This is a genomic window from Enterobacter sp. B79-1 (assembly GCF_057444735.1).
In genome coordinates this window covers 441,375-461,921 of the sequence record NZ_JBYAZJ010000002.1, presented here as the reverse complement: position 1 = coordinate 461,921, position 20,547 = coordinate 441,375, and the positions used below count along the sequence as shown (strand labels likewise).

Genomic DNA, 20,547 nt, shown 5'->3' with positions numbered 1-20,547 from the left:
CAGGCGACATTATAATGACGCTATCAGTAATTGCTACGTTATCCGTTGATTATCCTGCGACGCTCGCAAAGAATTTTTGATAATCGGTTGCTGCCAGAACGTTTTCGAGATTCGCCGCCAGCTCGCGCAGGCCCTGCTCGTCTTCAGACGTAAAGCGACTGAAAGCCGTACTGTCGATGTCCAGAACGCCAATAATCTGATTTTTTACCACCAGCGGCAGTACGATTTCAGAATTACTTGCCGCATCACAGGCAATGTGGCCGTCGAAAGCGTGAACATCCTCCACGCGCTGAACCTGGTTGGTGGCCACCGCGGTACCGCATACGCCGCGTCCGACCGGAATACGCACACAGGCCAGTTTTCCCTGGAAAGGCCCCAGCACCAGTGTTTCACCTTCCAGAAGGTAAAAACCGGCCCAGTTAACCTCGGTCAACCGTTCAAACAATAATGCACTTGTATTTGCCAGAGTGGCTAAGAAGCTGGTTTCACCTGCCATCAATGCCTTAAAATCGCGGTTGAGATCCGCGTAGAATTCTGTTTTGCTCATTCTTCAATCACTTAGTTGTCTTACAAAATTACCGCATAGCCTATTAAAATAAGCATTAAATGCGCTCATGCTCAAGATGAATCAATTCATGAGTTAATATAACTTTCAACAATACACTTTTGTGCGCAGCTGATGGCCTTAAAAACAACCAAAATTACGCCGACAAAGAAGATCACTATCCATACGGTAAGTGAGGCCCTGCCTCGTGCACATTATCAGCGTTGTCCGCAGTGCGATACGCTTTTTATGTTGCCGAAGATGAAATCGCACCAAAGTGCGTTTTGTCCCTGCTGTGACGCCAAAATCCGCGACGGGCGGGACTGGTCGTTGACCCGTCTGGCAGCCATGGCCGTGACGATGCTCTTGCTTATGCCCTTTGCCTGGAGCGAGCCGCTGCTGAAACTTTATCTGCTCGGCGTGCGTATTGATGCCAACGTGTTGCAAGGGATCTGGCAGATGACGCGCCAGGGCGATCCCCTGACCGCCGCAATGGTGCTGTTCTGTACCGTCGGTGCGCCACTGGTTCTGGTCGCCGCCATCGCCTATCTGTGGCTTGGTAACATTCTTGGGATGAATCTGCGCCCCGTGTTGCTGATGCTTGATAAGTTGAAAGAGTGGGTCATGCTGGATATCTACCTGGTCGGGGTCGGTGTGGCGTCAATTAAAGTGCAGGACTACGCATTTTTGCAGCCCGGCGTTGGGCTGTTCGCCTTCATCTGCCTGGTATTGCTCAGTATTCTGACGCTGATCCATCTGAACGTGGAGCAGCTTTGGGAGCGTTTTTATCCCCAGCGCCCGGCCTCGCGTCCGGATGAAAACCTGCGCGTCTGTTTAGGTTGCCACTATACCGGCTTGCCGGATACACGGGGACGCTGCCCGCGATGCCATATTCCGCTAAGGCTGAGGCGCAACAACAGCCTGCAAAAATGCTGGGCAGCGTTGATTGCTTCCATGGTATTCCTGATCCCGGCTAACATGCTGCCGATTTCAATCATTTACGTGAATGGCGCGCGCCAGGAAGACACCATCCTTTCAGGGATTATCTCCCTCGCCCACAGCAACGTGGGCGTGGCGGCCATTGTGTTTATCGCCAGTATCCTGGTGCCGTTCACCAAAGTGGTGGTGATGTTTACGTTACTTATCAGCATCCATTTTAAATGCGAACAGGGCCTGCGCACACGCATCCTGCTTCTGCGGTTTGTTACCTGGATTGGTCGCTGGTCGATGTTGGATCTGTTCGTGATTTCGTTGATGATGTCGCTCATCAATCGCGATCAGCTGCTTGCTTTTACAATGGGACCCGCAGCTTTTTATTTCGGCTCTGCGGTGATATTGACTATTCTTGCTGTGGAATGGCTGGATAGCCGCTTACTTTGGGATGCACATGAGTCAGGAAACGCCCGCTTCGCCGACTGAAGCGAGAATTAAAACAAAACGCCGCATTTCGCCATTCTGGTTGCTGCCCGTCATCGCCCTGATGATCGCGGGCTGGCTTATCTGGACGAGCTATGAAGATCGCGGAAGTACTGTCACCATTGACTTCCAGACCGCCGACGGTATCGTCGCCGGGCGCACCCCTGTTCGCTTCCAGGGGGTGGAAGTCGGTACAGTCCAGGACATCACGCTGGGAAAAGGGCTGAACAAAATTCAGGTGCGAGTCAGTATCAAATCTGACATGCAGGATGCTCTGCGCAGCGAAACGCAGTTCTGGCTGGTGACGCCGAAAGCCTCTCTCGCCGGTGTGTCGGGGCTGGATGCCCTGGTTGGCGGTAACTATATCGGCATGATGCCGGGTAAAGGCGAGCCGCAGGATCACTTTGTGGCGCTCGATACGCAGCCGAAGTACCGACTCAATAACGGCGACCTGATGATCCACCTGCAGGCACCTGACCTGGGTTCACTGAACAGCGGTTCGCTGGTTTACTTCCGCAAAATTCCGGTGGGTCGCGTTTACGATTACGCCATCAACCCGAACAAACAGGGTGTGACCATTGACGTGCTGATCGATCGCCGCTTCACTAACCTGGTGAAAAAAGGCAGCCGCTTCTGGAATGTGTCCGGCGTGGATGCGGACGTCAGCCTGAGCGGTGCAAAAGTGAAGCTGGAAAGCCTGGCGGCGCTGGTGAACGGCGCTATCGCCTTCGATTCCCCGGAAGGGTCCAGCCCTGCCAAAGCCGATGACACCTTTGGACTGTACGCCGATCTGGCCCACAGCCAGCGCGGTGTGATCGTGAAACTTGCCCTGCCCGACGCCAAAGGGCTGAAAGCCGGTTCGACTCCGCTGATGTATCAAGGGCTTGAGGTCGGACAGCTGACGAAAATGACGCTCAATCCCGGCGGTTCGGTAACCGGTGAGATGACCGTTGATCCGAGCGTGGTCGATCTCCTGCGAGAGAAAACGCGTATTGAGATGCGCAGTCCCAAGCTGTCGCTGAGTGATGCCAGCATCAGCAGCCTGCTCACGGGCGCTACCTTTGAACTTATCCCCGGAGAGGGGCAGCCCAGCAACAGTTTTGTTATTGCCCCGGCGGACAAAGCGCTGCTGCAAAAACCCGGCGTTGTGACCGTGACGCTTAACGCCCCGGAAAGTTACGGCATTGAAGCCGGTCAGCCGCTGATCTTACATGGCGTGCAGGTGGGCCAGGTGCTGGAGCGCACCCTGTCGGAAAAAGGGGTCACCTTCTCGGCCGCTATCGATCCGCAGTACAGCGATTTGGTGCATGGTGACAGTAAGTTTGTAGTGAACAGCCGCGTCGATGTGAAAGTCGGTTTGGACGGCGTTGAGTTCCTCGGCGCTAGCGCCAGCGAATGGGTCAACGGCGGGATCCGCATTCTGCCGGGCAATAAAGGCCCCGTGCGGGAGAGTTATCCCCTGTATGCCAATCTGGACAAGGCGATAGAAAACAGCCTGAGCGATCTGCCGACCACCACGCTGACGCTGAGCGCCGAGACGCTGCCAGACGTGCAGGCCGGTTCGGTTGTGCTGTATCGCAAGTTTGAGGTCGGGGAAGTGATCACCGTACGTCCGCGCGCGGACGCCTTTGATATCGAACTGCATATCAAGCCGGAATACCGCAAGCTTCTCACCGCAAATAGCGTGTTCTGGGCGGAAGGCGGTGCGAAGGTCCAGCTTAACGGCAGCGGATTAACCGTGCAGGCCTCTCCTCTTTCCCGCGCACTGCGCGGTGCGATTAGCTTCGATAATCTGCCCGGTGCGGGCGGCGATATGCGCAAGGGGGATAAGCGTATCCTCTTCCCGTCTGAGACCGCGGCGCGTGCCGTAGGCGGACAGATTACCCTCCATGCCTTCGATGCGGGGAAACTGGCTGAGGGAATGCCTATTCGCTATCTGGGCATTGATATCGGGCAGATCCAGAAGCTAACGCTGATCACATCGCGCAATGAAGTGCAGGCCACCGCCGTGCTCTATCCGGAGTATGTGCAGACCTTCGCCCGCGCGGGCTCACGTTTCTCCGTGGTCACGCCGCAGATATCTGCCGCAGGCGTTGAGCATCTCGACACGATTTTGCAGCCCTACATCAACGTTGAAGCCGGTCGAGGGAAAGCCCGTCGTGACTTTGAACTGCAGGAAGCGACGATTACCGACTCGCGCTACCTTGATGGCCTGAGCATTGTGGTCGAAGTCCCGGAAGCCGGTGGACTGTCCATCGGTACACCGGTGCTGTTCCGCGGTATTGAAGTCGGCACCGTGACGGGCCTGACGCTGGGTACCCTTTCGGACCGCGTGATGGTCGCGCTGCGCATTAGCGATCGTTACCAGCACCTTGTACGCAACAACTCCGTATTCTGGCTGGCCTCCGGATATTCACTGGACTTTGGCCTGACGGGTGGCGTGGTGAAAACCGGTACCTTTAACCAGTTCATACGCGGCGGTATCGCCTTCGCAACGCCACCGGGTACACCGCTGGCACCGAAAGCCCAGCCGGGTAAACACTTCCTGCTACTTGAAAGTGAACCCAAAGAGTGGCGCGAATGGGGAACCGCCCTGCCGCGTTAATCTGAAAGGCTCCGGTGTCAACGCGCCGGAGCCTTTATGTTACACTGCGCGCCTGAATGTTTCCCTGTGGTGTGCCCGTGGCTCAAAACTCCGTATTTCTTCCTGAACAATTCCTGGCGCAGATGCGCGAGGCGCTTCCTTCTCATCTTTCCTTCGATGATTTTATCGCCGCGTGCCAGCGCCCGTTGCGTCGTAGCATCCGCATCAATACGCTCAAAATCAGCGTGACCGATTTTCTGACGCTGGTGTCGCCGTATGGCTGGCAACTTACGCCGGTGCCATGGTGTGAAGAAGGTTTCTGGATCGAGCGCGACGACGAGGACGCTTTACCGCTGGGCAGCACCGCTGAACATCTGAGCGGACTGTTTTATATTCAGGAAGCGAGTTCGATGCTGCCGGTTGCCGCCCTGTTCGCTGAGGGTAATGCGCCCGAACGCGTGATGGATGTCGCCGCCGCACCCGGCTCAAAAACCACGCAGATTGCCGCACGCATGGGCAACCGCGGGGCGATTCTCGCCAACGAGTTTTCCGCCAGCCGTGTGAAGGTGCTCCACGCCAATATCAGCCGCTGCGGTATCCATAACGTGGCCCTGACGCATTTTGACGGCCGCGTATTCGGTGCCGCCTTGCCGGAGGCATTCGATGCCATTCTGTTGGATGCTCCCTGCTCCGGCGAGGGCGTGGTGCGCAAAGATCCTGATGCACTCAAAAACTGGTCGGTGGAAAGCAACCTGGATATCGCTGCCACGCAGCGCGAGCTGATTGAGAGTGCGTTTCACGCGTTGCGTCCCGGCGGCACGCTGGTCTACTCAACGTGCACCTTAAACCGCGATGAGAACGAAGAGGTCTGTCTGTGGTTGAAAGCACAATACCCTGATGCGGTCGAGTTCTTGCCCCTTAATGACTTATTCCCCACGGCACATGAGGCGGCCACGCCCGATGGTTTCCTCCACGTATTCCCACAAATTTACGACTGTGAAGGGTTCTTTGTCGCACGTCTGCGTAAAACGCAGGCGGTGGCTCCCCTGCCAATACCAAAATTCAAAGTCGGTAATTTCCCGTTTGCGCCGCTTAAAGGTCGCGATGCCGCGCAGCTTGAAGCCGCCGCCAACAGGGTTGGGCTGGTCTGGGACGAGAGTTTGCATCTCTGGATACGTGATAAAGAGATATGGCTGTTCCCGGCACACATTGAGCCGCTTATCGGTAAAGTCCGCTTTTCCCGTATCGGTATCCGCCTGGCGGAAGTACACAACAAAGGGTACCGCTGGCAGCACGAGGCGGTTATTGCGCTGGCGGGTAGCGACAACACCTTTGAGTTGACGCATCAGGAAGCCGAAGAGTGGTATCGCGGCCGTGATGTTTATCCTGAAAGCCCCCCGTCCCAGGATGAGGTCATTGTCACCTATCAGGGGTTCCCGCTGGGGCAGGCGAAAAAGATCGGGTCACGGCTGAAAAATAATTATCCGCGCGAGCTGGTTCGCGATGGTCGCTTGTTTACGGGTAACACTCGCACCGACTAAAAAAGCGCATTTTTTTACTGGCGATTTTGCTCTCCTTGTCTAGGCTAAAAAATGGATGCCCGTACTGGTCATACCAGATTTTTGCAACGAACCCGGAGAGCACTATGACGAAAACCAGCGTGCGTATTGGCGCTTTTGAAATCGACGACGCAGAATTGCGCGGCGAAGCACAAGGCGATCGAACGTTAAGTATTCCCTGCAAATCCGACCCGGATTTGTGCATGCAACTGGATGCCTGGGATGCCGATACCAGCGTCCCGGCGATCCTTGACGGAGAACATTCAGTCCTTTACCGCGAGCATTACGACCGTAACACCGATGCCTGGGTCTTGCGTCTTGCCTGACCTAAAGTGAACCCGCCCGAAGGCGGGTTATTTATTACTGCAGCTGAACCAGCGTAAGGAAGCCATCGAACACCGCACCGGTGTCGATATAGTGCAGATTGTTAAAGTCATAGCGTTTATCCAGCGGCGTATGACCGAACCAGAAATGATCCGCCCCCTTGATCCCCTGCCCTTTACCCACCATAAACCCCATTAAACGGTCACGATCCCACAGCACCCGCTGCGCGCTGACCGGTTTATTCCAGACATACTCCGCTGCCGGATAATCCGCATGAGCAATAACATTCAGACCGTTTGCGCAGGTGATTTCAATAATATGCGGTAAGTCCCGACACGCGTTGAGTAGCCTCAGAGCGTTCCGTTTGTCTTCGAGCGCTGAAAACCATATGCCGCCATTTGACATCCAAAGCGCAAAATCATTATTTTCTATTGCATCCAGCGCCATTTGTTCATGATTGCCTCGCACCGCCCGAAACCATTTTTCGTCCATAAGCTGTAAACATTTCACGCAATCGGGGCCGCGATCGATAATATCACCAACGGAAATCAAAAGATCCTCGTAAGGATTGAAATGTCGACGCTTCAGTGCGTCCATAAGCCATTGATAGCAGCCATGAATATCGCTAACAACCCAGACGTGACGCCAGTTTTTACCCTCAATTTTCTGATACATAACGCCTCCTTTAAAGAGTATAGCTGCAGCAGAAAATATCCTGTCCCGACATCGTTTTTACCAACCCAAACAAACCTTCAACCAAACGGAAATAAAGATCGTCGGGCTATTAATCCCTTATTCCCGCCCCTCTAAAATAGAGCGAAATAGAATGAGAGGTCTTAACGTGTCTAACATACACCTGCAAAACGATGTGCTGTATCCCTGTCGCACAAATATCATCTCCGAGTTGGTGAAAGGAAAACGCGTTCCGGGGCCAATCTGGCAGAAGCGCGACTACCGGCTGAAATTTCTTCTGCGCTCACTGTTATTCCGCGCTTCCACCCATCGCATGCTGGACACGCTATCAGGACGCGATGATTTTGACAGGCTGCTGGCATCGCAAATCACGTTACCGAGTAAAACCCACCGCCAGTACCTGATGCGCGGCCTGCGTCCTGGCGATCGCGCCGACGCTGTTGTCAGTCACTATCACTGGATCGATAGCCTGAAGAACAGCGATCTTGGCCACGCCCTGACGAGCCCGCACGAGCAGTGCATTGTGCAATTTCAGGCAAAAAACGACGTGACCTATACCGTCAATGCTTCCTCCGCCGGCAAAGCCGAGCGTGAAGGCGAGAGTACGCTGTGGCTCCATGACAGCGATAATACCTTGCTCGCCAGCCTGACGTTTTGCGTCGCGCGCAGCCACGGTCGGCCAGTGCTGGTCATTGGCGGACTTCAGGGACCGCGCCGCAACGTATCGCGGGAAGCGATCAAGCAGGCCACCCGAGCCTGCCACGGCCTGTTCCCTAAGCGCGTCCTGATGGAAGTGATTTTCCAGCTGGCCGCACAGGCGAATATTCACGCCATTTTCGCCGTCAGCGATGAGGGACACGTGTTCCGCGCGTTGCGCTATCGCCTGAGCAAAGGTCGACATTTCCACGCCAGCTATGATGAATTCTGGGAAACGCTTAACGGCCGTAAGCTTTCACCTTTCTGCTGGCAACTCCCTCTACAGGTGGAACGAAAATCTCTGGAAGAGATTGCCAGTAAAAAGCGGGCTGAATATCGTCGCCGCTTCGAGCTGCTGGATGATATCGCGGGATCGATGAGTTCTCGCTTCCAGACTACTGAGGGCTTTCGCCAACTACGCACAAGAATTTAACAAAACAGTCAAAAAGGGCTGGACTTTGGCCTGCCGTGTTGTGGTATGTTTGAACCAGGCGCACAGGAAATGTGCTCGCTGCAGAGGTCGATAATCGGATTTTATCGTTTACTTTCATGCAGATAAAAAGAGACCGAATACGATTCCTGTATTCGGTCCAGGGAAATGGCTCTTGGGAGAGAGCCGTGCGCTAAAAGTTGGCATTAATGCAGGCTAAGTCGCCTTGCCTTTTAAGAATAGATGACGACGCCAGGTTTTCCAGTCCACAGCTAAAGTGGCCTGAAAAAAAGCGTCGAATCATCATTAAACGTAAAAAACCGCAGTGCTTTCGCTAGCATCTGCGGTTTTTTATTGGAAACATTGGCGTTAGCAAAGTTTATCAGCGCGCTCGATAAACGGTGCCAGGCTCATCTTCTGGCCAGGTTTAGCGGGATCGTCGATCTGGATAATGCTAATCGGTTGTCCGTTACTCTTACCGCTGGCAACCTGCTGCTCTGCGGTATCGTTTAGCGGGTATTGCACCAGCGTGCTTGGGTTGATCGCGTACAGGGCGTGGCCAGGACGGCAGGTCAGCATCACCTCTTCACGATTGAAGGCCCATTTTTCCTTACCCACCTCAAAACGGCTGACGGTGATCACCTGCGGCGCTGCCAGCGCACTGCCGGTGCAGGCCAACAGTAAAAGAGAAAGTAGTGTCTTTTTCATATGTCTTTAAACCTTGTCAAAAGGGTTCCCAGGTCGCAAACAGACTGACCGTGGCCAGTACCAACGCGCCCAGCACCACTTCTGCCTGTGTCATCCTGATAAAAAGGGTTTGCTCCCATCCGGCATCCGGACGAAAGCGTGGCACCAGAAAATACCGATTCGCCAGCGCAATTACCACCATCAACGCCACCAGCGCACATTTGAACAACAACATTTTTACGTAGCCCGCCTGCCAGGGCACATTGATGCCGGTAATAAACAGCGCGTTAATGATACCCGTGAATATCACGCCAGCCACGGCATAGTGCCCCACGCGGGAAAAACGCATCATGGTATAGACCGCCGCCGTCTGCCAGCGTCCGCTCGAGAGATGCATGCAAAACAGCAGCGGTAACAATCCTCCAAGCCAGGTTGCCGCGCAGAGGAGATGGATCGCATGATTAAGGCGGTGCAGTGCTCCAGGCGCTCCGTCATCCATTGCCGCATGCCCGACGCCCGCCAGCAGGACAAACTGCCCCATCGCAAGCAGCAACAGACGCGAACCTTTTTGGGGTGCCAGCCACGCGGCACCGGCGGTGATGATGGCCAGAATGATTTGCCACAGCCAGACGCCGCCAAACTGCGTCCCCAGCACGCTCCGCCAGATATCCGTACTCAGCACATCGGGCCAGCCGTTGCCCATCATTCCGCCCTGCACCGCAAACATCAGGAGTGCGGTCACCAGGCTGATTAACGCGGCCATTTTCTGCTGCGCCTGAAAGCGTCTCAGCATCAGGCGTTGCAGTGACGACGGCGCAAACCAGACGCTGTAGAGCGCATTGCCAAAAATCAGCATCAACGCGCCGAAATGGATGAAGCGTAACGCCACATAGACCAGCGCCAGCATATTACTTCACGCTAAAGTGATAGCTGCCTTTGGTTTTGTGGCCATCAACTGAGACCACATGCCAGTCCACCTGATAGGTGCCCGCCGCCAGCGGTTGTTCCAGTGGCACAACCAGCCGGGCGTTGTCTTTTTCATCCCGCTTAGCGGTACCGGTTTTCATCACCTGCTGTTGCGCGTCGGTCACCACAACGCCGCTAAATGCCGGTTCAATACCTTCGGAGAAGTTCAGCGTAAGGGTCTGCGGGGCCGCTACCTGAGTATTGGCCGCCGGGGATTGCTGTTTGAGATGCGCGTGTGCCAGAACGGCGGGCGTCACTGCCGACGCGATCAATAAAGTGAGCGCGCGCACCGCGCGGGAAGAGGAGAAATCCATCACAATCATTCCTTTTTGTTATGCCTGTAAGGTAAAGAATAACGCTGTATAATAAACGAGTCGAGGATCATCCTCCCTTCGCTTGTCATCGTCATCCAATCGCGGTAACGTTGCCGCCGCATAAAAAGGAGAAGGTAATGAACATTAATCTGGCTGCCCTTCCTCAGGACGAGATGGACAAAGTCAATGTCGATCTCGCTGCCGCTGGCGTGGCATTTAAAGAACGCTACAACATGCCCATCGTGGCTGAAGTTGTCGAGCGTGAACAACCCGCGCACTTGCGCGACTGGTTTCGAGAACGCCTGATTGCGCATCGCCTGGCCTCGGTTAATCTCTCGCGACTGCCGTACGAACCTAAAGTTAAATAAGCTTAACGACGCATTACACTTCCTTACGCGGATTATGGCAGGATAAGAAAACCCTTATAAAATTAGGTGTATTCTTAAATCCCGGCGACTCAGTGTATAAGGAAGTCACGATGTCTCGATGGAATATTGCAGCAGCTCAATATGCCGCACAGCACCCCAGTGTGGATAGCCATGTAAAACACCACCTCCGTTTCATTGACGAAGCGGCGCGACAGCAGTGTCAGCTGCTGGTGTTTCCTGAACTCTCATTAACAGGCCCCGGCGAGGCTGACCTGCCCGCGCCGCCCGACGATCTGCAGCTCGCCCCACTCCTTCACGCCGCGCAGTCACACAATATAACGGTTATTGCAGGGCTGACGCTCGTTCATCAGGGCCAGCGTCAGAAAGGGCTCGCCCTCTTTACGCCCCATCTCGATACTGTCCTCCGTTATCCTCAGGGAAGCGGGGCAAGTCTGATCCCGGGGGATAAACAGCTCACCATTATCGATACCCAGTCAGACACCCCTAACCTCGATCCGCAAGCCACGTTATTTACCAGCTGCCAGGCGGTGGGCGATAACCGCTGGCGGCAGTCCATCAGCACATTGCAGCGCTTCGCGCATAAGTATGCTATTGCGGTATTGATGGCCAACGCCCGCAGCGGCAGTGCATTATGGGATGAAAAAGGTCAGTTGATCGTTCGCGCCGACAAAGGCGAACTGCTCTTAACCGGATCTCTTGGCAGACAGGGTTGGCAAGGCGATATCATTCCTTTAGGCTAAGCGTTTTAGGGTCAGGAGCGATCAATGCTGCGCGTCATCGATACCGAAACCTGCGATCTGCAGGGCGGAATAGTAGAAGTGGCTTCAGTCGATGTGGTTGACGGAAAGATAGTCAACCCGATGAGCCACCTGGTGCGTCCCGACCGTCCGATAAGTCCGCAGGCGATGGCAATCCATCGCATTACGGAGTCGATGGTGGCGGACAAGCCATGGATTGAAGAGATCATACCGCATTATTACGGCAGCCCGTGGTATGTCGCACATAACGCCAGCTTTGATCGTCGTGTTCTTCCGGAAATGCCGGGCGAATGGATTTGCACCATGAAGCTGGCTCGTCGACTGTGGCCGGGGATTAAATACAGCAATATGGCGCTGTATAAATCCCGCAAGCTCAGCGTCAGGACGCCCGAGGGGCTGCACCATCACCGCGCCCTCTATGACTGCTATATCACCGCCGCGTTGCTGATTGATATTATGAATATCTCTGGCTGGACGCCGGATGATATGGCAACCATCACCGGACGCCCTGCGTTACTGACCACCTTTACCTTTGGGAAATATCGCGGCAAACCGGTGTCGGAAGTGGCGGATAAAGATCCGGGTTATCTGCGCTGGCTGTATAACAACCTCGACAGAATGAGCCCGGAGCTTCGCCTGACGCTGAAGCACTATCTGGGCGACGCCTAACGTTCTGCGCGGCCTGGCAGCGTATCCTGCGCCAGGCCAATCAGGAACGCGTACTCCAGCGCGACGCCTTCATAGGATTTAAATCGCCCTGATTTCCCCCCGTGCCCGGAGTCCATGTCGGTACAGAGCAGCAGCAGATTATCGTCGGTTTTCAGTTCACGCAGTTTCGCCACCCATTTTGCAGGTTCCCAGTATTGCACCTGTGAATCATGCAGGCCGGTGGTGACCAGCAGATGCGGATACGCTTTCGCCTCCACGTTATCGTAGGGGCTGTACTCTTTCATGTAGCGATAATAGATTTCGTCCTGAGGGTTCCCCCACTCTTCAAATTCTCCCGTGGTTAACGGGATGGACTCATCCAGCATGGTGGTCACCACATCGACAAACGGAACCTGCGCGATGATGCCCTTAAAGCGCTCAGGGCGTTGATTAATCACGGCCCCCATCAGCATGCCGCCCGCGCTTCCTCCCATCCCAAAGCAGAGCGTCGGGTCGCCATAGCCTTGTTCGATGAGGGCATCACAGACGTCGAGATAGTCGTTGAAAGTGTTTTTCTTCTTCAGGAATTTCCCCTCTTCATACCAGTGCTGGCCCAGTTCACCGCCACCGCGCACGTGGGCAATAGCATAGACAAAGCCGCGGTCGAGTAGGCTCAAACGGCTGCCGCTGAAATCCGCATCCATACTGGAGCCGTAGGAGCCGTAGCCGTAAACCAGAAGAGGGTTTTTGCCCTTGTTAAAATGCGCCTTGTGATACACCAGGGAGACTGGCACCTCAACGCCATCGCGGGCGGTCACCCACAGGTGTTCGCTGCGGTAGTTATCCGACTCAAATCCTTTTACTTCAGCCTGTTTAATCACCTGGCGCTGCCCGGTGTCCATATCCAGTTCAAATAGGGTGTCCGGCGTCGTCATTGAAGAGTAGCCATAACGCAGGCGCGACGATTCCGGTTCAGGGTTGAAGCCAATCCACGTGACATAGGCCGGATCGTCGAAGGCAATTCCCACAACCTCCCGCGTTTTCCTGTTGATTTGGCGGATACTGGTCAACCCCCGCTGACGTTCTTCCACCACCAGCCAGTCGGTAAAGAGCGTAAAGCCTTCCAGCATCACCTGCTCCCGCGCGGGGATCAACACCTCCCACTTGCGCTCATCACGCACTTTGGTTTTGTAGAGGCCGAAGTTTTTACCCTCGCGATTCGATCGCAGGTAAAAACTGTGCTGAAAATGGTCAAGACTGTACTCATGATCTTTTCGGCGCGGCAGGAAACAGAGCGGCTGCGCATCAGGCAGTTCGGCATCCAGCAGCAGGACTTCCGAGGTGGTGGCGCTGGCCAGGTAAATAATCACATAGTGACGCGATGAGGTTTTGTGCAGGCTGACGTAAAACGTTTCGTCTTTCTCTTCGTACACCAGTTCATCATCGGCAGAATCCGTCCCTACGGTGTGCCGCCAGACCTGATAAGGCAGCAGCGTGGACGCATGCTTTTTGACGTAGTAGACCGTTTCAGAATCATTCGCCCAGACAAAATCCGGGGAGATATTCTCCAGCATTTCCGGATACCAGTTCCCCGACTCGAGATTGCGGAAGCGCAGTCCGTACTGTCGGCGAGAAAGATAGTCTTCTGCGAGCGCCATAATGGCGTTATCTGGCGACACCGACATACCGCCCAGCGTATAGAATTCACTGTGAGCGGCACGCTGGTTGGCGTCCAGCAGGATTTCCCATTCGTCCCATTCGGCACATAGCACCGACTGGCGCTGATAGATGGGGTATTCATTGCCGGGCTCATAGATATGACGGTAGCGATAACCGTTTTTGGTCCAGGGGGCAGACACATCGCGCTGGGGGATACGCTGCACCATTTCATTCAGCAGCTGATCCTGCAGCGCCTGCTGGCTGGACATGACCTTGCGGCCATAGTCGTTTTCCTGGTGCAGATAGTCGAGCACGTCTGGCTGGGAACGCGAGTCATCCCGCAGCCAGTAATAGTGGTCTATGCGCGTATCACCATGCGTGGTGATCGCATAAGGAGTACGTCGGGCTTTCGGTGGCATGTCATGATTCTTTTGAGTTTTACACCCTATAAGGTTGGCAAAACACGCGCATGATGCAAGCGAAACATGACCACATCAGATGATTACCCGGCCTGTAACGTCTGTTTTTGCTGCTGAATATCCTGCTCAATACCCTCACGAACATCCTGAGGGATCTTCAGCGCATCGCCGAGCGCATTCAGGTAGCTGCGCTCCATAAAGTGATCGACATCGATAGCCGCGCAGCTCAGAAAATAGAGTTCCAGCGCCTCTTCTTCGTTCTTCACGCTTTGCGCCAGACGCTGGGGATCGAGAGGCTGTTCGATGGCCTGTGCAACCAGCGCTCTCCCCTGCTCTTCCACACCGGCCTCACGCATCTGCTGCTCTATCGCCGCACGCTCTATGCTATCAATATGCCCGTCGCTTTTGGCCGCAAACACCAGTGCCAGAATGAGCCGCTCCGTTCGGATGTCCAGCGGGGAGACGTGCTCGCCGTAGTGCGGTTCACCCTGATGCGCGGTGCGCACTTTGTCCTTGTATTTGTTCCACAGGACGGTACCCGCGATGGCTCCGCCCCCCGCCAGGAGCGCGCCAGTGCCATATTTTGCCAGCAGCTTACGCGATGACTTATTGGCGACCAGCAGCCCCGCCAGCCCTCCCAGCGCGCCCGGTACCAGAAGCTTGCTGAGCCCTTGCTCACCCGACGACATGCCTTTCTGACCCAACATGGATTGCAATTGATTTAACCAGCCTGACATGATTTCCCTCACTTAACCGTGCATATTGCTCTCAGCCTAAGCGAGTGGGTGTCAGGAAATGTCTGCCTGCGCTAAAGAAGCGCAAATTGTTGTGCGATGAAAGACCCCGCGCGCAAGACAGACGCAAACGTTTTCGTTTATACTGCCCGCAACTTTTTCAGGGGGATTTTTATGACTCGTTTAGGAACCGCGCTGCGACCTGCGGCGACACGTGTGATGCTTTTGGGCTCGGGTGAACTGGGTAAAGAGGTCGCTATTGAATGCCAGCGTTTGGGCATTGAAGTCATTGCCGTAGACCGTTACGCCGACGCCCCCGCGATGCACGTTGCCCATCGTTCTTATGTCATTAACATGCTGGATGGCGATGCCCTTCGCGAGCTGATTACGCGCGAGAAACCCGATTTCGTCGTGCCGGAAATTGAAGCCATTGCCACCGACACGCTCATTGCTCTTGAGCAGGAAGGCCAGCGCGTGGTGCCCTGCGCCAACGCCGCGAAGCTCACCATGAACCGCGAGGGCATTCGCCGCCTGGCCGCAGAAGAGCTGGAGTTGCCCACGTCAAGCTACCGTTTTGCTGGCGATAAAGCCGCATTCCTGCAGGCCGTAGAGGAGATTGGCTACCCGTGCATCATTAAGCCGGTGATGAGCTCCTCCGGTAAAGGACAGAGCTTTATTCGGGACAGCAGCACGCTGGATAACGCGTGGGATTACGCCCAGCAGGGCGGTCGTGCCGGAGCCGGTCGCGTGATCGTTGAGGGCGTCGTGAAGTTTGATTTCGAAATCACTCTGCTCACCGTTAGCGCCGTTGATGGCGTCCATTTCTGCGACCCGATTGGCCACCGTCAGGAAGACGGCGATTACCGTGAATCCTGGCAGCCGCAGCAGATGAGCGCTCTGGCGCTGGAGCGCGCGCAGGAGATCGCCCGCAGGGCCGTCCTGGCGCTCGGCGGCTATGGTCTCTTCGGCGTAGAGCTGTTTGTTTGCGGCGACGAGGTGATTTTCAGCGAAGTCTCCCCTCGCCCGCATGATACCGGCATGGTGACGCTGATTTCGCAGGATCTCTCCGAGTTCGCTCTGCACGTGCGCGCTTTCCTCGCCCTGCCTGTTGGCGGCATTCGCCAGTACGGTCCTGCGGCATCGGCAGTGATCCTGCCCGAGTTGACCAGCCGGAACGTGACGTTTGATAACGTCGACGGAGCGGTAGGTGCAGGATTGCAGATCCGTTTGTTCGGTAAGCCGGAAATCGACGGAACCCGTCGTTTGGGCGTAGCGTTAGCCACCGGGGATAACGTTGACGACGCCGTGGCGAGAGCGAAAGCGGCCGCTGCGAACGTCAAGGTAGAGGGATAAAAAAACGGGCCGAAAGGCCCGTTTTTCATGCTGCGATTAACTTACTGTTTCGCACCTTCAACCGCTTCGCGAGCCAGTTTGGTGATGCGATCCCAGTCACCGGCTTCCAGCGCATCCGCTGGCACCAGCCATGAACCGCCGATACACAGTACGCTTTTCAGCGCCAGGTAGTCACGGTAGTTGGCAGGAGAGATACCGCCGGTCGGGCAGAAACGCACCTGAGAGAATGGACCCGCAATCGCCTGCAGCGCTTTGGTGCCGCCGTTGGCTTCAGCCGGGAAGAATTTAAACTCTTTCAGACCGTAATCCATGCCCAGCATCAGTTCAGACACGGTGCTGATACCAGGGATCAGAGGAATAGAACCTTCGGTTGCCGCTTTCAGCAGAGGCTCAGTCAGTCCCGGGCTGATCGCGAACTGAGCACCGGCTTCGGTCACTTCAGCCAGCTGCTGCGCATTCAGAACGGTACCCGCACCGATGATGGCATCCGGCACTTCTTTGGCGATAGCGCGGATAGCGTCCATCGCACACGCGGTGCGCAGGGTCACTTCCAGGACGCGAACGCCGCCCGCAACCAGCGCTTTCGCCATTGGGACAGCGTGCTCCAGTTTGTTCACCACGATGACCGGCACGACAGGGCCAGTGGTCAGGATTGCTTCTGCACTTGTTTTCCAGTTTTTCATCAGAGTTTTCTCTCGCCAGATCGTTAAAAACACGTCGTCTTAAAACGTAATACAGGTTGCGCCCTGCTCTGCGCCGGACAGCTTCTCGCGCAGCGCGCCAAACATTTCGCGTCCGGTACCCACGCGCGATGCGCTCAGGTCAGGAATATGAGGCTGACGTGCTGCCAGCTCTGCATCATCGACCAGCAGGGTTAACTCACCTGTCTGGCCGTTCACGCGGATCATGTCACCGTCACGCACTTTCGCCAGCAAACCACCGTCGTAGGCTTCCGGGGTCACATGGATGGCAGAAGGCACTTTACCCGATGCGCCAGAAAGGCGTCCATCGGTCACCAGCGCGATTTTGAAACGGCGGTCCAATAATACACCAAGTGGTGGCATAAGTTTATGTAATTCTGGCATCCCGTTGGCTTTTGGCCCCTGATGACGCACCACCACCACGCAGTCTTTATCAAGCAGGCCCGCGTCAAAGGCAGGCAGCACGTCGTGCTGGCTTTCGAATACCACCGCAGGCGCTTCGATAATCTGGTTCTCTTCCGGGACGGCGGAGGTCTTCATGACTGCACGACCGAGGTTACCGCTCAGCACTTTGGTGCCACCGTGACGCGAGAACGGCTGTTCGAAGGTCGCGATTACCTGAGGATCGAGAGAGTCGCTCGCCCCTTCGCGCCAGTCCAGCTCGCCGTTGTTCAGCCAAGGCTCGAGGGTATAACGCTGCAGGCCAAAGCCCGCCACCGTGTTCACGTCTTCATGCAGCAGACCGCCTTTCAGCAGCTCGCGCATCAGGACAGGAACGCCGCCCGCCGCCTGGAAGTGGTTGATGTCTGCCGGACCATTCGGGTACAGGCGCGCCATCAGCGGCACCACGGAGGAGATGTCGGAGAAGTCATCCCAGTTGATCAGGATGCCCGCCGCGCGCGCCATCGCGACCAGGTGCATGGTGTGGTTGGTTGAACCACCGGTTGCCAGCAGTGCAACAATCCCGTTGACGATGACTTTCTCATCAACCATTTTGCCCATCGGCATCCAGTCGTTGCCGTTCCCGGTCAGACGCGTCACCTGACGCGCCGCGGCTTCAGTCAGCGCCTTTCGCAGCGGCGCATCCGGCTGGATAAAGGACGAGCCAGGAAGCTGCATCCCCATGAACTCCACCACCATCTGGTTGGTGTTGGCCGTACCGTAGAAGGTACAGGTTCCTGGCGCATGGTAGGAGGCGGCTTCCGCTTCCAGCAGCGCCTGACGATCGGCTTTGCCTTCCGCGTAGAGCTGGCGGATACGCACTTTTTCTTTATTTGGCAGACCGCTCGCCATCGGGCCGGACGGCACGAAAATCGCGGGCAGATGACCAAATGACAGCGCTGCCATCACCAGGCCAGGGACGATTTTGTCGCATACGCCGAGATAGAGCGCGCCATCGAACATATTGTGAGACAGGCCCACCGCCGCAGACATCGCAATCACTTCGCGGCTCAGCAGCGACAGCTCCATCCCGTCCTGTCCCTGCGTCACGCCGTCGCACATAGCGGGCACACCGCCTGCCACCTGACCCACGGCATTGACGCTGTGCAGCGCGTTACGAATGATAGTGGGATAGACCTCATACGGCTGGTGTGCGGAGAGCATATCGTTGTAGGAGGTGATGATGGCGATATTGTTACGCAGCATGCTTTTCAGCGAATCTTTATCACCCGGCTGGCAGGCGGCGAAACCATGCGCGAGGTTACCGCAGGCCAACTGCGAACGGTGGACGGTCTCACTCTTTGCTTGTTCAATACGGGCGAGGTAGGCGGAACGGGTCTCTTTCGAGCGTTCAATGATGCGTTGTGTTACGCGTAACAATGTCGGATTCATAAAAGCTCCTCTAATTTATTTGTCTGGGCTCGGGAGTGTACAAAGTCGCTGGCAGTTGTTAACAACGCTGAAACGCCTGCTGTCCGGAGCTCAAGGGCAAAATCGCTTCCGGCAGTGTAATAAAAAAAGCTCCGCGGGTGAATCCACGCGGAGCTTAAAAGTTTAAAAAATGTGCCACTAGCTGTGTTAGATCATGTTACCGGTAAAATAACACCTTTGGGCTAGAGGTGACCGTTACTCAAACTCGTTCCAGGAGCGACCGTCACGGGTGATCATCGCAACCGATGCGACCGGTCCCCATGTTCCTGCCTGATACGGTTTTGGCGCATCCTGATCGGCTGCCCAGGCTTCGGTAATGGAGTCGACCCATTTCCACGCCTCTTCCACTTCGTCGCGACGCACGAACAACGCCTGGATACCGCGCATGGTTTCCAGCAGCAGACGCTCGTAAGCATCAGCCAGGTGCGTCTGGTTGAAGGTTTCGGAGTAGCTCAGATCCAGCTTGGTGGTCTGCAGGTTATGTTTGTGATCCAGACCCGGCACTTTGTTCAGGATCTGGATATCCACACCCTCGTCCGGCTGCAGACGGATGGTCAGTTTGTTCTGCGGCAGCTCCTGCCAGGACTCTTTGAACAGGTTCAGCTCTGGGTTTTTAAAGTAAACCACCACTTCGGAACATTTAGCAGGCAGACGTTTCCCGGTACGCAGGTAGAACGGAACCCCCGCCCAGCGCCAGTCGTCGATATCCACGCGGATCGCCACGAAGGTCTCGGTGTTGCTGGACTTGTTCGCGCCCTCTTCTTCCAGATAGCCAGGCACTTTTTTACCCTGAGCAAACCCGGCGGTGTACTGGCCGCGGACGGTCTTCTCACGCACGTTGGAGCGGTCGATGCGGCGCAGTGATTTCAGCACTTTCACTTTGGCGTCACGAATGCTGTCGGCCGTCAGGTCAGACGGTGGAGACATGGCAATCATGCACAGAATTTGCAGCAGGTGGTTCTGGATCATGTCGCGCATCTGACCAGCCTGGTCAAAGTAACCCCAGCGACCTTCAATCCCCACCTCTTCCGCCACGGTGATTTCCACGTGGTCGATGGTGCGGTTGTCCCAGTTATTCACAAACAGGGAGTTCGCAAAACGCAGCGCCAGCAGGTTCAGTACCGTCTCTTTTCCGAGATAGTGGTCGATACGGTAGACCTGGCACTCTTCAAAGAACTCGCCCACCTGGTCGTTGATTTCCCGCGACGTTGCCAGCGAGGTACCCAGCGGTTTTTCCATCACGACACGTGCCGGTTTAGCGTTCAGCTTCGCTTCGCCCAGACCTTTGCAGATCGCGCCGAAGGTGCTTGGCGGCATCGCAAAATAGTTAATGGTGACGCGATTTTTTTGATCCAGCATCTCGCCCAGACGGGTAAAGGCGCTTACGTCGTTGACGTCCAGATTGCAGAAATCAAGGCGTCCGCTCAGCGTGTCCCACAAACTTTCATCAATTTTCTCTTTCATGAAAGTTTCGAGCGCTTCGCGCACCACTTTTGTATAAGCGTCCTTGTCCCAGTCGGCGCGCCCAACACCCAGGATACGGGTATCCGGATGAATTTGACCCGCTTTCTCCAGTTGATACAGGGAAGGCAGCAATTTTCGGCGTGCTAAATCGCCTTTCGCGCCGAAAATGACCAGGTCACATGCCTGGGCTGTTTGCGTTACCGCCATGTCATTCTCCTCAGTTAGATCACCTGGTGCTTCTGCCAGGTATCGTTGTAATTTTATTACAATGCACTGTACTGCTTTTACGTCATTCCTGAAACCATTAGCGCTTAACGTCGCGTGCGATACCGCGATT

At 55.5% G+C, this 20,547-nt stretch carries 19 protein-coding genes; 9 read left to right on the top strand and 10 right to left on the bottom strand.

The genetic code is table 11. From position 1 onward, the window contains the following. Positions 1-49 precede the first annotated feature (49 nt). On the bottom strand, positions 50-547 hold the full coding sequence (locus tag AC2T6E_RS09990; RefSeq protein ID WP_010432639.1) for a GAF domain-containing protein: 498 nt from the start codon (positions 545-547) through the stop codon (positions 50-52). Positions 548-679: 132 nt separating this feature from the next. On the opposite strand from AC2T6E_RS09990, the gene yebS reads away from it, so the two are divergent. The 4 genes from yebS (at position 680) to AC2T6E_RS09970 (ending at position 6,429) form a co-directional block, all read left to right on the top strand. Then, positions 680-1,963, top strand: a complete 1,284-nt coding sequence (yebS, locus tag AC2T6E_RS09985) for a membrane integrity lipid transport subunit YebS (protein WP_108417594.1) — start codon at positions 680-682, stop codon at positions 1,961-1,963. Beyond that, positions 1,932-4,565 carry a PqiB family protein gene (locus AC2T6E_RS09980; RefSeq protein WP_159077893.1) on the top strand — a complete coding sequence of 878 codons (2,634 nt, stop codon included), beginning with the start codon at positions 1,932-1,934 and terminating at the stop codon, positions 4,563-4,565. Before yebS ends, AC2T6E_RS09980 begins: the two co-directional genes overlap by 32 nt. Positions 4,566-4,621: 56 nt before the next feature. Beyond that, the gene (gene rsmF, locus AC2T6E_RS09975; RefSeq protein WP_486691523.1) at positions 4,622-6,085 is read left to right on the top strand and encodes a 16S rRNA (cytosine(1407)-C(5))-methyltransferase RsmF; all 1,464 of its coding nucleotides are present in this window, start codon (positions 4,622-4,624) and stop codon (positions 6,083-6,085) included. 104 nt (positions 6,086-6,189) lie between these two features. Further along, positions 6,190-6,429, top strand: a complete 240-nt coding sequence (locus AC2T6E_RS09970; RefSeq protein WP_042717979.1) for a YebV family protein — start codon at positions 6,190-6,192, stop codon at positions 6,427-6,429. Between the two features lie 34 nt (positions 6,430-6,463). Here AC2T6E_RS09970 and pphA read toward each other — a convergent pair whose 3' ends face one another. Beyond that, positions 6,464-7,102, bottom strand: a complete 639-nt coding sequence (pphA, locus tag AC2T6E_RS09965; RefSeq protein WP_262181770.1) for a protein-serine/threonine phosphatase — start codon at positions 7,100-7,102, stop codon at positions 6,464-6,466. Between the two features lie 166 nt (positions 7,103-7,268). Between pphA and AC2T6E_RS09960 the strand changes: the two genes are divergently transcribed. After that, complete coding sequence (locus tag AC2T6E_RS09960) at positions 7,269-8,249, top strand: VirK/YbjX family protein (RefSeq protein ID WP_215229985.1); 981 nt, start codon at positions 7,269-7,271, stop codon at positions 8,247-8,249. Between the two features lie 366 nt (positions 8,250-8,615). Here AC2T6E_RS09960 and AC2T6E_RS09955 read toward each other — a convergent pair whose 3' ends face one another. From AC2T6E_RS09955 to yobA, 3 genes are read right to left on the bottom strand one after another with little or no spacing between them, the layout of a single operon-like run. Continuing rightward, complete coding sequence (locus AC2T6E_RS09955; protein WP_010432621.1) at positions 8,616-8,954, bottom strand: YebY family protein; 339 nt, start codon at positions 8,952-8,954, stop codon at positions 8,616-8,618. Between the two features lie 16 nt (positions 8,955-8,970). Beyond that, entirely contained in the window at positions 8,971-9,840 is an 870-nt protein-coding gene (copD, locus tag AC2T6E_RS09950) for a copper homeostasis membrane protein CopD (protein ID WP_447854163.1), read from the bottom strand. A 1-nt stretch (position 9,841) separates the two neighbouring features. Next, positions 9,842-10,213: a CopC domain-containing protein YobA gene (yobA, locus tag AC2T6E_RS09945; protein WP_010432619.1), complete on the bottom strand. Its 372-nt coding sequence runs from the start codon at positions 10,211-10,213 to the stop codon at positions 9,842-9,844. A gap of 137 nt (positions 10,214-10,350) precedes the next feature. On the opposite strand from yobA, the gene AC2T6E_RS09940 reads away from it, so the two are divergent. The 3 genes from AC2T6E_RS09940 (at position 10,351) to exoX (ending at position 12,029) form a co-directional block, all read left to right on the top strand. Then, positions 10,351-10,581, top strand: a complete 231-nt coding sequence (locus AC2T6E_RS09940; protein WP_010432616.1) for a DNA polymerase III subunit theta — start codon at positions 10,351-10,353, stop codon at positions 10,579-10,581. A 110-nt stretch (positions 10,582-10,691) separates the two neighbouring features. Beyond that, entirely contained in the window at positions 10,692-11,342 is a 651-nt protein-coding gene (locus tag AC2T6E_RS09935; protein WP_010432614.1) for a carbon-nitrogen hydrolase family protein, read from the top strand. 24 nt (positions 11,343-11,366) lie between these two features. Continuing rightward, positions 11,367-12,029: an exodeoxyribonuclease X gene (gene exoX, locus AC2T6E_RS09930; RefSeq protein WP_010432611.1), complete on the top strand. Its 663-nt coding sequence runs from the start codon at positions 11,367-11,369 to the stop codon at positions 12,027-12,029. Here the strand turns inward: exoX and ptrB are convergent. Together ptrB and AC2T6E_RS09920 are read right to left on the bottom strand one after the other, a co-directional pair. Next, the gene (gene ptrB, locus AC2T6E_RS09925) at positions 12,026-14,086 is read right to left on the bottom strand and encodes an oligopeptidase B (protein WP_100166028.1); all 2,061 of its coding nucleotides are present in this window, start codon (positions 14,084-14,086) and stop codon (positions 12,026-12,028) included. The genes exoX and ptrB overlap by 4 nt on opposite strands. 83 nt (positions 14,087-14,169) lie before the next feature. Further along, positions 14,170-14,823 (bottom strand): tellurite resistance TerB family protein, encoded by a 654-nt coding sequence (locus AC2T6E_RS09920; RefSeq protein WP_486691516.1) that lies wholly within the window; start codon positions 14,821-14,823, stop codon positions 14,170-14,172. 171 nt (positions 14,824-14,994) lie between these two features. Here AC2T6E_RS09920 and purT point away from each other — a divergent pair, with 171 nt between their 5' ends. Beyond that, positions 14,995-16,173 (top strand): formate-dependent phosphoribosylglycinamide formyltransferase, encoded by a 1,179-nt coding sequence (purT, locus tag AC2T6E_RS09915; protein WP_486691514.1) that lies wholly within the window; start codon positions 14,995-14,997, stop codon positions 16,171-16,173. A 41-nt stretch (positions 16,174-16,214) separates the two neighbouring features. Here the strand turns inward: purT and kdgA are convergent, their stop codons facing one another. The 3 genes from kdgA to zwf form a co-directional block, all read right to left on the bottom strand. Then, on the bottom strand, positions 16,215-16,856 hold the full coding sequence (kdgA, locus tag AC2T6E_RS09910; RefSeq protein WP_006811025.1) for a bifunctional 4-hydroxy-2-oxoglutarate aldolase/2-dehydro-3-deoxy-phosphogluconate aldolase: 642 nt from the start codon (positions 16,854-16,856) through the stop codon (positions 16,215-16,217). A 39-nt stretch (positions 16,857-16,895) separates the two neighbouring features. Then, the gene (gene edd / locus AC2T6E_RS09905; RefSeq protein WP_089598194.1) at positions 16,896-18,707 is read right to left on the bottom strand and encodes a phosphogluconate dehydratase; all 1,812 of its coding nucleotides are present in this window, start codon (positions 18,705-18,707) and stop codon (positions 16,896-16,898) included. Positions 18,708-18,941: 234 nt separating this feature from the next. Next, on the bottom strand, positions 18,942-20,417 hold the full coding sequence (gene zwf, locus AC2T6E_RS09900; RefSeq protein ID WP_089598193.1) for a glucose-6-phosphate dehydrogenase: 1,476 nt from the start codon (positions 20,415-20,417) through the stop codon (positions 18,942-18,944). Positions 20,418-20,547: the final 130 nt, after the last annotated feature.